At 68.6% G+C, this 12170-nt stretch carries 14 protein-coding genes; 11 read left to right on the top strand and 3 right to left on the bottom strand.

Translation table 11 applies throughout. The features are described 5' to 3' along the window. Positions 1-19: 19 nt before the first annotated feature. The 3 genes from ACZ7OO_RS03430 to ACZ7OO_RS03420 form a co-directional block, all read right to left on the bottom strand. A complete protein-coding gene (locus tag ACZ7OO_RS03430) occupies positions 20-673 on the bottom strand; it encodes an FkbM family methyltransferase (RefSeq protein WP_471500985.1) in 654 nt (217 codons plus the stop codon). A gap of 229 nt (positions 674-902) precedes the next feature. After that, positions 903-1112: a hypothetical protein gene (locus ACZ7OO_RS03425; RefSeq protein ID WP_471500983.1), complete on the bottom strand. Its 210-nt coding sequence runs from the start codon at positions 1110-1112 to the stop codon at positions 903-905. 25 nt (positions 1113-1137) lie between these two features. After that, positions 1138-1482, bottom strand: coding sequence for a hypothetical protein (locus ACZ7OO_RS03420; protein ID WP_471500981.1), 345 nt, complete (start codon positions 1480-1482; stop codon positions 1138-1140). A gap of 79 nt (positions 1483-1561) precedes the next feature. On the opposite strand from ACZ7OO_RS03420, the gene ACZ7OO_RS03415 reads away from it, so the two are divergent. The 11 genes from ACZ7OO_RS03415 (at position 1562) to rpsS (ending at position 12155) form a co-directional block, all read left to right on the top strand. Then, complete coding sequence (locus ACZ7OO_RS03415; RefSeq protein ID WP_471500979.1) at positions 1562-2209, top strand: hypothetical protein; 648 nt, start codon at positions 1562-1564, stop codon at positions 2207-2209. A gap of 13 nt (positions 2210-2222) precedes the next feature. Next, the gene (locus ACZ7OO_RS03410) at positions 2223-2681 is read left to right on the top strand and encodes a hypothetical protein (protein ID WP_471500977.1); all 459 of its coding nucleotides are present in this window, start codon (positions 2223-2225) and stop codon (positions 2679-2681) included. Positions 2682-2843: 162 nt separating this feature from the next. Further along, entirely contained in the window at positions 2844-3050 is a 207-nt protein-coding gene (locus ACZ7OO_RS03405) for a bacteriocin immunity protein (RefSeq protein ID WP_471500975.1), read from the top strand. Positions 3051-3148: 98 nt separating this feature from the next. Next, on the top strand, positions 3149-7705 hold the full coding sequence (locus ACZ7OO_RS03400) for a DUF6531 domain-containing protein (RefSeq protein WP_471500973.1): 4557 nt from the start codon (positions 3149-3151) through the stop codon (positions 7703-7705). Positions 7706-7746: 41 nt separating this feature from the next. Further along, on the top strand, positions 7747-8337 hold the full coding sequence (locus ACZ7OO_RS03395) for a hypothetical protein (protein ID WP_453574720.1): 591 nt from the start codon (positions 7747-7749) through the stop codon (positions 8335-8337). A 595-nt stretch (positions 8338-8932) separates the two neighbouring features. Continuing rightward, a complete protein-coding gene (gene rpsJ / locus ACZ7OO_RS03390; RefSeq protein WP_003948644.1) occupies positions 8933-9241 on the top strand; it encodes a 30S ribosomal protein S10 in 309 nt (102 codons plus the stop codon). Between the two features lie 17 nt (positions 9242-9258). Next, complete coding sequence (rplC, locus tag ACZ7OO_RS03385; protein ID WP_471500971.1) at positions 9259-9903, top strand: 50S ribosomal protein L3; 645 nt, start codon at positions 9259-9261, stop codon at positions 9901-9903. Between the two features lie 7 nt (positions 9904-9910). Further along, positions 9911-10567, top strand: a complete 657-nt coding sequence (gene rplD, locus ACZ7OO_RS03380; RefSeq protein WP_471500969.1) for a 50S ribosomal protein L4 — start codon at positions 9911-9913, stop codon at positions 10565-10567. Next, entirely contained in the window at positions 10567-10986 is a 420-nt protein-coding gene (gene rplW / locus ACZ7OO_RS03375; RefSeq protein WP_352223082.1) for a 50S ribosomal protein L23, read from the top strand. The genes rplD and rplW overlap by 1 nt, the downstream gene beginning before the upstream one ends. A gap of 38 nt (positions 10987-11024) precedes the next feature. After that, positions 11025-11861 (top strand): 50S ribosomal protein L2, encoded by an 837-nt coding sequence (gene rplB / locus ACZ7OO_RS03370; protein WP_189268841.1) that lies wholly within the window; start codon positions 11025-11027, stop codon positions 11859-11861. Between the two features lie 12 nt (positions 11862-11873). Continuing rightward, positions 11874-12155 (top strand): 30S ribosomal protein S19, encoded by a 282-nt coding sequence (gene rpsS, locus ACZ7OO_RS03365; protein ID WP_471500966.1) that lies wholly within the window; start codon positions 11874-11876, stop codon positions 12153-12155. Positions 12156-12170: the final 15 nt, after the last annotated feature.

Genomic DNA, 12170 nt, shown 5'->3' with positions numbered 1-12170 from the left:
TGACGTCCTGGGGACAGCCTCAGTCCCGTGGGGCGAAGAGCAGGTTCCGGGTGTGGGCGGGCCGGGGCTCGCGCCAGTGCACCGGCGTGCCGTCGGCCTCGGTGATCCAGTGGGCGTCGTAGCCCAGCGGTTCGAACTCGGCGAAGAGCTCGTCGAGGGAGGCGTCGACCAGGGCCTCCAGGACCAGGGTCGGCCGGTCGCGCTTGAGCACCTGGCGGGCCCCGCGCAGCACCGACATCTCGTGGCCCTCCACGTCGATCTTGACGAGGTCCAGCTTGGTGTCGGCGAACACCTCGTCGAGCGTCACGAGCTGGATGCGCTTGAGCTGGGCGTCGGGTGCGGCGCCCTCCAGGGTCGAACCGGTGGACAGCAGGTTCCCTGAGAACCGGACACTGATGTCGGCCCAGCCGGGCTCGCTGGAGACGCCGGCCTGGTGGAGCTTGACGTTCTGGACGCCGTTCGAGCGGACGTTCACGGACAGCCGCGAGTGAATCTGGTCGACGGGTTCGAAGGAGTGCACCTTCGCCTTCGGGTTGGCGTGCGCGGCGATCATCGAGAAATAGCCGACATGGGCGCCGACATCCGCGATCGTCGCGCTCCGGGCCGCCAGCCGGGCCCAGGTGGCGAGGGTGCCGGGCTCGTAGCCGAACGTCCCGTTCCACAGGGTGTCCATGGCGACCGCATCGCAGCACGGCCGTGGCCTCCAGGGCGTTCATCTCGTCCTTGGTCCAGTCCCCGTACTGCCTGCGCCACAGGCTGGGGCTCAGGCGGGTTCGGCCCGTACGGTCCTGCGCGGATGAGGACCGGGGACGACGCCCCAGCGGTTCGCCGGCCCTCCACGATCACCCGCCCGTCCGGTGCCGGGAGCCGTGGCCGGGGGTGCTCCTCCCCTCAGGTGTCGGTCACCTTGATTCGGACCGTGCCCCGGCGACGTACATCGGCAGCCGGAATCCACGCCCCGAAACCCGGCCGTGCGTCGCCGCGGTGGCGGCCGGTTCGGCGACGACATGCGCCGCGTCGTCCAACGGCAGCCCCCACCCGCGCAGTTGCCCGGCCGCGAGCAGCCGCGCGGAGCGTGCGCCTCTCCGCGGGGGCGACAGCAGCACGCTCAAGTGCCCTGTTCCCGGAGCGCGCGGACTACTCCGCCTTCGCCCCGCCACCACCCTGCTGCTGTTCCTCCGGCCGAACCGCGTCCTTCGCCTTCTTCGCGAGGTCGTCGTCCAGTTTCTTGAACTCGCGGACGACGGTGTCGGACATGTCGGCGAGCGAGTCGATCTGCTTGGTGATGTCCTCGCGGCCGTCGTGCCAGTTGGACTCGAAGTCGTCGAGGGCGTCGTAGACCGTGCCGCTGCCGACGTCGTCCCGGTAGGACTCGAACATCTTCTTGGTGTGGTTGAGACGTTCCTTGATGGAGCGCAGCTGGCGGCCGTAGTCCTCCAGCTCGCTCAGCGGTATCGCGAGGTCGCTCTTGCCTTTGCCCACGTGACCGTCCCCCGTTCGCGCATCTCGTAGTCTGGGCCGCACCGTATATCAGATCATCGGAACGGGGACGACGTACACCATGGCCCGCTACATAGAAACGCTCACCATCGAGCGCGGCGGATTCCGGATCAAGGTGCCCGAGTCGTGGTGGGAGTTCGACGTGCGGCCGGAGTCGCGGGACGACTCGATCCGGCGGATGGTGAACGAGCGGGTGGCCCAGCATCCGGAGCTGGCGCAGTACCGGGACACGTACGTCGGCTTCCTGCGCAGGTCCGCGGCCGACGCGTGGAAGTCGGGCGCGATGTACTGCGGTTGCATGGCGGAGAGCTTCGGTGGGGACACGCCGATCACGGGCTCGGTCACGGTGTCGCTGGTCGGCGGCCGTACCCGCGAGGGCGCGCCGCTCTCCAACGACCCGGCCGCCATCGCCGCCCAGCTCGCGCCGAAGGAGGCGCACCGGGAGGGCGACTCCTGGCGCAAGGTGACGACCGTCGACATCCCCGGCGTGGGGCCGGCCGCCCGGACGTACGGCATCGAGGACATCCCGATCCCGGAGGACAGCCTCAACCGCACCATCCGCGCGGTCCTGATGCAGACGTTCGTCCCGGTCCCCGGCCAGGAGGGCAAGGTCGCCCTGGTCGCCGGCAGCAGCCAGGTCCTGGACCTGGCCGACTCCTTCTTCGACATCTTCGACGCGATCACGTCGACGTTCCGCTTCGCGGACTGAGCGGGCCGGTTCCTTGGACTGGGAGACCGGCGAGGGCCTGCCGGGGCTTGACGACCCTGAAGAGTGGGATGCCGCGTTCGAGCGCGGCGAGGACCATCTCGGCACGGCGGGGATCGGGCTGGCGTTCCACTGCCCGCTGGAGGCGGCGTCGCCCCGGATCGTCGAGGTGATGGGGTTCCGCGACGGCCTCCGGCGGACGGACGCCTTCGTCGCGGCCGGGCACGCGGCACGGCTCAACCGACGGCTGACTCCGGAACCGTTCGAGGCCTTGCGTGCCGAAGGCCTCGGCGGCGTCGCCGAGCACCCGATCAGGGACACGCTGGCCTTCGTGCCGTGCCGGGACCTGCCACCGTGGTTCAAGCGCCGGCGGATGTACGTCACGGTGCGCGACAAGCTGGAGTACTGCTGGCTGCGCTCCGCGGACGCGATCGAAGACGGCTGGCGGACCTTGCGCGGCCGCAGCCACCGGTGAACGGATGGAGCAGTGACGACGACCGCACACGAAGAGCTGCTACGACTCGTACCACCACCGCCGGGGTCCGCATCCCCCTCCGTAAGAAGTTCGCGAACAGACGGCCAGGACTGAACACAGCGACTTCGCCGAACACCTCGGCTGAGCCGAGAGGATGCTTACGTGCCTTCGAAAACCCGTGAGGAGCTCATTCGGCTGGTTCAGCAGATCATGGACGCGCGCCTCCCCGAGCGGGAACATGACGCGCTGCTGGAGGGGCTGAAGCAGAGTGTCCTGCATCCCCGGGTGAGCGACTTGATCTACTACTCGGACCCGGAGCTCACGGAAGTGGTGGACCAGGCTCTGGCCTACCGTCCGATCGCGTTGTGAGCCTGACCCGCTGGGCTTCACCTCGAACGGCCGTTCCATGTAAGTTCGCGTGCGCACAGGTTTGTTGACGGGGCGTACGCGACGGGGGTTGCGGGGACATGGCGGGGTATCGGCCGGCGGACTGGCATCCACTCGACCTCGACCAGGACCCGACCCCGGGCGACCCGCAACGCGTCCGCTCCCTCGCAACCCAACTCCACGACTTCGCCGACGACGTCTCCGACGCGCTGCGTCTGGTCAAGGGCATGGCCGGCGAGGACACCCTCCTGCAATGGGCGGGCAAGTCCGCGGATGTCTTCAAGGAGCAGTTCAAGGACGTCCCGAAGAACCTGAAGAAGCTGAAGAAGTCCTACGAGATGTGCGGCGACGCCCTCGCGGACTACTGGCCGAAGCTGGAGCGCGCCCAGGCCCTGGCCGACAAGGCCCTCGCCAAGGCGAAGGAAGCCCAGTCCGACCTCTCCTCCGCCAAGTCCCGGCTCTCCTCCGCCGATTCCTGGGTCACCCGCGCCACCAAAGAAGCCGACAAGTACAAGGACGACCCCACCGGCAGCAAATCCAGTGCTGACAAGCCGGACGAGGCGAAGGTCCGCGCCGCCACCCGGGACGTACAGAGCGCCAAATCCGCCCACACCCAGGCCCAGTCGGACGTCAGCAGCGCGCAGAACGCCCTCGACGCCGCGAAGAAGATGGCCGAGGACGCCCGCAAGATGCGCGACGACGCGGCCGGTGAGGCGAAGCGGAAGATCGACGAGGCCTCCGACGCGGGGATCCCGAACCGGCACTGGTGGCAGGACGTCGGTCACTGGTTCGAGGACAACTGGGACACCATCGTCACGGTCTGCAAGGTCGTCGTCGCGGTGGTCGGGATCATCGCGATGATCATCGGCGGGCCCATCCTCGGCGCGATCGTGCTGGTCGCCGCGCTCGTCGTCCTCGCGGACACGCTCTACAAATACTCCAAAGGCCAAGCATCCCTGTGGGATGTGGCGTTCGCCGCGCTCGACTGCATACCGGGCGGCAAGGGCATCACCAGCCTCGGCAAGCTCGCCAAGGGACTGAAGGGGTTGCGGGGGCTGGGCAAGACCGGTCTCAAGGGCATGGCGCTCGGGGTGAAGGGGCTGGGCAAGAGCACGCGGGCGCTTGGCCGGCAGATGCAGAAACTCATCACCCGCGGGGATCCGATCGACCTGGCCACCGGGGAGATGGTCATGTCCGCGGCGGACATCGCCTTGGACGGCGTACTCCCGCTCCTCCTGGAGCGCCACTACCGCACCAGTGTCCGCAACGGCCGTCTCCTCGGACCGAGTTGGACGTGCACGCTCGACCAGCGCGTGATGCTCGACGAGACCGGGGTACGGCTCGTCGTTGACGACGGCATGGTGTTGCACTATCCGGTGCCGGAAGCCGACGTGCCCGTGCTGCCGGTGGACGGCCCCGCCTGGCCGCTCAGCCTGGACCGTGGCGATCCGAGCGGATACGCGGTCTACCGGCCCGAGACCGGGCAGACCCTGCGCTTCCGGCCGCTGCCCGAGCAGCCCGTCGGCGAGCTTCCTCTGGCGGAGGTCGCCGACCGCAACGGCAACACGATCCGCGTCGCCTACCGCGAGGACGGCACGCCGAGGGAGATCCTCCACCACGGCGGCTACCGCATCGGGGTCACCTGCGAGAGCGGCCGGATCATCGAACTCGCACTGGTCAGTCATCCCGAGCGGCCGGCCTTGGTCCGTTATGGCTACGACGACCGGGGCAACCTGTCGGCCGTCCACAACTCCTTCGACCGGCCTCTGCGTTTCGCCTACGACGACGCCCGGCGCATCACATGCTGGGAGGACCGCAACGGCGTCTGGTACCGGTTCGAGTACGACGACACGGGCCGGTGCGTGGCCGGGCACGGCATGGACGGGTGTCTCTCCTACACCTTCGCCTACGACGACGAGGCCCACCGCACGGTCGCCGTCGACTCGCTGGGCCATGCCACGTACTACCGGTTCAACGACGCCTATCAGCTGATCGCCGAGACCGACGCCCTCGGCCACACCGTGACCCAGGAATGGGACCACCGGGACCGGCTGCTGAGCCGCACGGACCAGCTCGGCCGGACGCTGCGCATGGAGTGGGACGGCTCGGGCCTGTTGACCGCCGTGCGGCTCCCCGACGGATCGGTATCGACAACCCGCTACAACGACCTCGGGCTCCCGGTGGAGATCACCGAGTACGACGGAGCGGTGCTGCGGCAGGACTGGGACGACCACGGCAACTGCACATCGCTGACGACGGCCGACGGAGCGGTCACCGTCTTCACCCGTGAGCGGACGGGTGCCCTCGCCTCGCTGACCGACGCCGCCGGCGCGGTCCACACCTTCACCAGCAACGCGGCAGGACAGCGAACCTCCGCCACCGACCCGCTCGGCGCCCGCTTCACGTACGGGTACGACGCCTTCGGCCGGTGCACATCCGTAGCTGACCCGATGGGCGGGACCACCCTGCGGTCCTACTCCATGGAGGGCCACCTCACCTCGCGCACCGATCCGGATGGCAGCACGTGGCGCTGGTCCTACGACGGGGAGGGCAACCAGCTCACGCACACCGACCCACTGGGCCGCACCACCCGCTTCAGCTACGGTCCTTTCGACCTGATCACCTCCCGTACCACACCCGAGGGGGTCCGCCACACCTTCCTCCACGACACGGAACTGCGGCTCCTCCAAGTGACCGGGCCCCACGGACGGAGCTGGGACTACCGCTACGACGCCGTCGGCAACCTGGTCGCGGAGTCCGACTTCGACGGCCGTACGCTCGCCTACGCGTACGACGCCGCAGGTCAGCTGCTCAGCCGGACCAACGCCGTCGGCCAGCGTGCGGAGTTCGCGTACGACGACGCCGGCAACCAGATCAGCGCCACGCTGGACGGCAGTACCACCACCTACCGGCACGACCGCGCCGGCCGACTGCTGCACGCGGTGGCTCCGGAGGCCACCCTCTCCTGCAGTTACGACCGCGCGGGTCGCATCACGGCCGAGACCGTCGACGGGCGGACCCTGGCCACGGCGTATGACGTCCTGGGCCACCCGGTCCGCCGGACAACCCCGAGCGGCACCGTGACGACGTACACCTACGACGCGGCCGGGCAACGCACAGAACTGACCGCCGCCGGCCGTGTCCTGGCCTTCGCCCATGACGGCCTGGGTCGTGAGACCACCAGGACGATGGGCCCGGCACTGACCCTCACCCACGCCTGGGACAACGGCGACCGGCTCACCGAACAACGGACCACCTCCGAGGGCAGCCCGCAGCCGCTGACGCACCGGACCTACACCTACCGTCCCGACGGCCACGTGACCGCGCTCGACGACCGCGCGACCGGACGCCGTACCTTCGACCTCGATCCGGCCGGGCGTGTTCTCAAGGTGCGCGCGGCGGAGTGGACGGAGTCCTACGCCTACGACGAGCAGGGCAACCAGACCAGCGCCACGTGGCCCGACCGCTACCCGGCCGAGGAGGCTCGTGGCGCACGAACCCACCGGGGCGATCGCGTCCTGCGCGCGGGCGCAATCCACTACGAGTACGACGCGGCCGGCCGTGTCGTCATGCGCCGCAGGACGCGGCTGTCCAGAAAACCAGACATCTGGCGCTACAGCTGGGACGCGGACGACCGGCTCACCTCGGTCGTCACCCCCGACGGCACGGTCTGGCGCTATCTCCACGACCCCCTGGGCCGCCGTATCGCCAAGCAGCGGCTGACGGCCGACGGGCAGTGGGCCGCCGAAGAGACCCGCTTCACCTGGGACGGGCCACACCTCGTCGAGCAGACCACGGTCCAGGCCGACTCCGCCGAGTCCACCACGCTCACCTGGGAGCGCGACGGCGTCCGGCCGCTGAGCCAGACGCACCGCACCAGCCCGGCCGACGCCCCGCAGGACGTGATCGACGAGCACTTCTACGCCATCGTCACCGATGTCGTGGGCACCCCCACCGAACTCCTCACCGAGGACGGTGCCGTCGCCTGGCGCGCGGACACCACCCTGTGGGGCCTCACCGGGCGGGAGGGCACTCACGCCGCGTCCACCCCGCTGCGCTTTCCGGGCCAGTACTTCGACCCCGAATCGCAGCTCCACCACAACTTCTTCCGCTACTACGACCCGGTCACCGCTGCCTACGTCACCGCCGACCCGCTGGGCCTCGACGCCGGCCCGAATCCCCGTGCCTATGTGCCCAACCCGCTTTGCTGGCTCGACTACCTGGGCCTTCTCACTTGTGCCGAGAACGCGGACCTGCTCGCCAAGAACCTGGCGCGGGAGGGCCGTGCGAAAAGCGCGGGCGAGGCCGCAGCGCACATCGTGCCGTCCGGCATGAAGCGCAACGGGGCGGCGGCGAGCCGTGCGCTCCTGGAGAAGTACGGCGTCGACATCAACGACGCGGCGAACGGCATACCGCTGGGGCATCCGCGACCGCACAACTTCACCCACCGCAAGGCGTTCCTGCAGCGTCTGAACACCCGGCTGGAGACCGTGGAGCGGACGATGAAGGATGACGGCTACGGCGCGCGAGCCATCCGCGGTGCGCTGCGTCGGGAACTGCGGTCCATCGGGCAGCAGGTCGAGAAGGAACTGGCGGGCGGGCAGCCGGGGCCGGGTGCGGTCTGGACGGGGCCATGATGAGGTCTGCCGACGCGACGAGGAACACGGATGGTGACGCGATGTCTGACGTGCCGCAGCGGAGTCTGGCGGTCTACCGGCTCCTGCCGAGCCTGAGCGACTACGAGACGCTGCGTCTGGATGGTGCCGACCAGAGCAGGCTCATGCGGTGGCAGCGGAGCGGGGACGAAGCGGACCGGCCGACCGGGCTGCGTGCCGAATGGATGGACGACTCCGCGCCCAGGAGCGAGTTCCCCAGTGGCAGTCCGGGAGCGCCCGTGCTCAGCCGCCGTCTGGCCGAGGGGTTCGGGGACGAGCTGCTGTCGGCCGGGAGCCTGGTACCCGTCGAGATCCGCAACGGCAAGGGCGACGACTACGTCCTGTACCTCGTCGACCAGGTGGTCGACTGCCTCGATCTCCGCAGGTCGTCCAAGCCGAAGCGGAACGGCGAGATCAAGAAGCCCGTGTACCGTCCCGAGGCACTGCCGACCCGGCTGCCCGCCTTCCGGCTGCCGCAGTTCCCCCGCGCCGTTCAGTGGAACGGCTGGGCCGCCGATCGGCTCCTCGGACTCACCGGGGACCAGATCGAGGCCCGTCTGACCTGGTCAGAGGAGCCCGCGGCCAAACCCCATCCCGACCCCTGGGGATTCTGACCGACAGCGGGCCTCGGCAACGACGACTGGTCGTGACGCGCCCCGACACCACCGGCGTCCGCCGGGCGGATGATCAAGTCCGAAAACTAGCCTGTTCTGCGGTGAGGCAAGTGCGGAATCGCAGGGAATCGCCGGCTGGGACCGGCAACGGGCCCGCGATGGTCCGGGCAGGTGTTTGACCTACGTCACCCTGAGGGTATTGTCTCCGGTCCGATTGGCCAGGCCCCCGGCCCGTATGGCAGACTGTCGGAGTTGCTCGGCCGAGTGTTGATGCTGCGCGCCTCCCGCCGGGAGGACCGGAAGCGAGTCCCACAGTACTCGTCGTCCTAACTGCCACTACGGCAGCGCTGGGGCGGACGTACGGGAATCTTTCGGGAAGTGGAGTGCGGCACCGGCCAGGCGCCCGGTGGGCCTTCCGCCCCCGGCTTGCGGTTCCGGAAGGGCCGTGTGCATTCCCCGCAGGGATGTTCGAACAAGGGGCATCTGTGTCAGCGGGAGCGCGACACGCCCGACCGCGTGGGTCGGAGAAACGAAGGCAGCAGAAGGAATCCGCCGGGTTCCGGAGCGTAAAAAGAGACAGGACTACTGAGTAGCCATGGCGGGACAGAAGATCCGCATCCGGCTCAAGGCCTACGACCACGAGGTCATCGACTCCTCGGCGAAGAAGATCGTCGAGACGGTGACCCGCACTGGTGCGTCGGTCGCGGGCCCGGTGCCGCTGCCCACTGAGAAGAACGTGTACTGCGTCATCAAGTCGCCGCACAAGTACAAGGACTCGCGCGAGCACTTCGAGATGCGCACGCACAAGCGCCTGATCGACATCCTCGACCCCACCCCCAAGACCGTTGACTCTCTGATGCGACTCGACCTCCCGGCCGGTGTCGACATCGAGATCAAGCTCTGAGGGCCGGTGATCTGAGAATGACTAAGCAGATCAAGGGCATCCTGGGCGAGAAGCTCGGCATGACGCAGGTCTGGGACGAGAACAACCGTGTCGTCCCGGTCACCGTCGTCAAGGCCGGCCCGAACATCGTCACCCAGGTCCGCACCAACGACGTCGACGGCTACGAGTCCGTCCAGCTCGCCTTCGGCGAGATCGACCCGCGCAAGGTGAACAAGCCCCTCAAGGGTCACTTCGCGAAGGCCGACGTCACCCCCCGTCGTCACCTTGTCGAGATCCGGACGGCCGACGCCACCGAGTACACCCTCGGTCAGGAAGTCACCGCCGAGGTCTTCGAGGCCGGCGTGAAGGTCGACGTCACCGGCAAGAGCAAGGGCAAGGGCTTCGCCGGTGTCATGAAGCGTCACAACTTCAAGGGCCTCGGCGCCGGTCACGGCACCCAGCGCAAGCACCGCTCTCCCGGTTCCATCGGTGGCTGCGCCACCCCGGGCCGCGTGTTCAAGGGCCTCCGCATGGCGGGTCGCATGGGCAACGAGCGGGTCACCACCCAGAACCTGACCGTCCACGCCGTTGACGCGGAGAAGGGTCTGCTGCTCATCAAGGGCGCGGTTCCCGGTCCGAACGGCGGCCTCGTCCTGGTCCGCACCGCGGCCAAGGGGGCCTGAGGTACCGATGAGCACTGTTGACATCCTTTCGCCCGCTGGCGAGAAGGCCGGTAGCGTCGAGCTCCCCGCGGAGATCTTCGACGTAGAGAAGATCAGCGTTCCGCTGCTTCACCAGGTCGTCGTCGCACAGCTGGCCGCTGCCCGCCAGGGCACCCACAAGACGAAGACCCGTGGCGAGGTCCGTGGTGGCGGCAAGAAGCCGTACCGCCAGAAGGGCACCGGTCGCGCCCGTCAGGGTTCGACCCGCGCCCCGCAGTTCGCCGGCGGTGGCGTCGTCCACGGTCCGCAGCCGCGTGACTACTCGCAGCGCACCCCGAAGAAGATGAAGGCTGCCGCTCTGCGCCACGCCCTCACCGACCGGGCGCGCCACAACCGCATCCACGTCGTCTCCGGCGTGGTCGAGGGCGAGAACCCCAGCACCAAGGCCGCTCGCACGCTATTCGGCAAGATCTCGGAGCGCAAGAACCTGCTCCTGGTCGTCGACCGCGCCGACGAGGCCGCGTGGCTGTCCGCCCGCAACCTGCCCCAGGTCCACATCCTGGAGCCGGGCCAGCTGAACACGTACGACGTTCTCGTCTCGGACGACGTGGTCTTCACCCAGGCCGCTTTCGAGTCCTTCGTCGCCGGCCCGAAGGCCAACGACACCGAAGGGACCGAGGTCTGATGGCTACCCGTCACCCGAGCATCGCCTCGAAGGCGGCCAAGGCCGCCAAGGCCGCGCGCGTCGCCAAGGCGCGCCGCCACGCCGCCGAGGGCAAGAACACCGTCGAGACCCCGCTGAGCAAGTCGTTCACGGACCCCCGTGACGTGCTGCTCAAGCCGGTCGTCTCGGAGAAGAGCTACGCGCTCCTCGACGAGAACAAGTACACGTTCATCGTCGCCCCGGGCGCCAACAAGACCCAGATCAAGCAGGCCGTCCAGGCGGTCTTCGAGGTCAAGGTCACCGGGGTAAACACGATCAACCGCCAGGGCAAGCGCAAGCGCACGAAGACCGGCTTCGGTCAGCGTGCCGGCAGCAAGCGCGCGATCGTGACCCTCGCCGAGGGCGACCGTATCGACATCTTCGGCGGTCCGTCCGCGTAAGCGGGTCGGATCGTCCGATATCGGACGAGGACTGAGAAATGGGAATCCGCAAGTACAAGCCGACTACGCCGGGCCGTCGTGGCGCCAGCGTCGCCGACTTCGTCGAGGTCACGCGGTCCACGCCGGAGAAGTCGCTGGTCCGCCCGCTGCACAGCAAGGGCGGCCGTAACAACGCCGGTCGTGTGACCGTTCGCCACCAGGGTGGCGGACACAAGCGCGCCTTCCGAGTGATCGACTTCCGTCGTCACGACAAGGACGGCGTGCCGGCGAAGGTCGCGCACATCGAGTACGACCCCAACCGCACCGCGCGCATCGCGCTGCTGCACTACGCGGACGGCGAGAAGCGCTACATCCTCGCCCCGCGCAACCTGCAGCAGGGCGACACCGTGGAGAACGGTCCCGGGGCCGACATCAAGCCGGGCAACAACCTGGCCCTCCGCAACATCCCGGTCGGTACCACGATCCACGCGATCGAGCTCCGTCCCGGTGGTGGCGCCAAGTTCGCCCGCTCCGCGGGCGCCTCGGTGCAGCTGCTCGCCCGTGAGGGTGCCATGGCGACGCTCCGTATGCCGTCCGGCGAGATCCGCATGGTGGACGCGCGCTGCCGCGCCACCGTCGGTGAGGTCGGCAACGCCGAGCAGTCGAACATCAACTGGGGCAAGGCCGGCCGTAAGCGGTGGCTGGGCGTTCGCCCGACCGTCCGTGGTGTCGTCATGAACCCGGTCGACCACCCGCACGGTGGTGGTGAGGGCCGGACCTCCGGTGGCCGCCACCCCGTGTCCCCGTGGGGCAAGAAGGAAGGCCGTACTCGTTCGCCCAAGAAGGCGTCGAACAAGTACATCGTCCGCCGCCGCAAGACGAACAAGAAGCGCTAAGGACGGGTTGAGATGCCTCGTAGCTTGAAGAAGGGACCCTTCGTCGACGACCACCTGATCAAGAAGGTGGACGTCCAGAACGAAGCCGGTACCAAGAACGTCATCAAGACCTGGTCCCGTCGCTCGATGATCGTCCCGGCCATGCTCGGCCACACGATCGCGGTGCACAACGGCAAGACCCACATCCCGGTGTTCGTCACCGAGGCGATGGTCGGTCACAAGCTCGGCGAGTTCTCGCCGACTCGTACCTTCCGGGGTCACGTCAAGGACGACCGGAAGTCGAAGCGCCGCTAACGCGGATCGCATTCA

The organism is Streptomyces sp. NPDC111744 (assembly GCF_055634995.1).
This window is presented reverse-complemented; position numbering and strand designations above follow the sequence as displayed.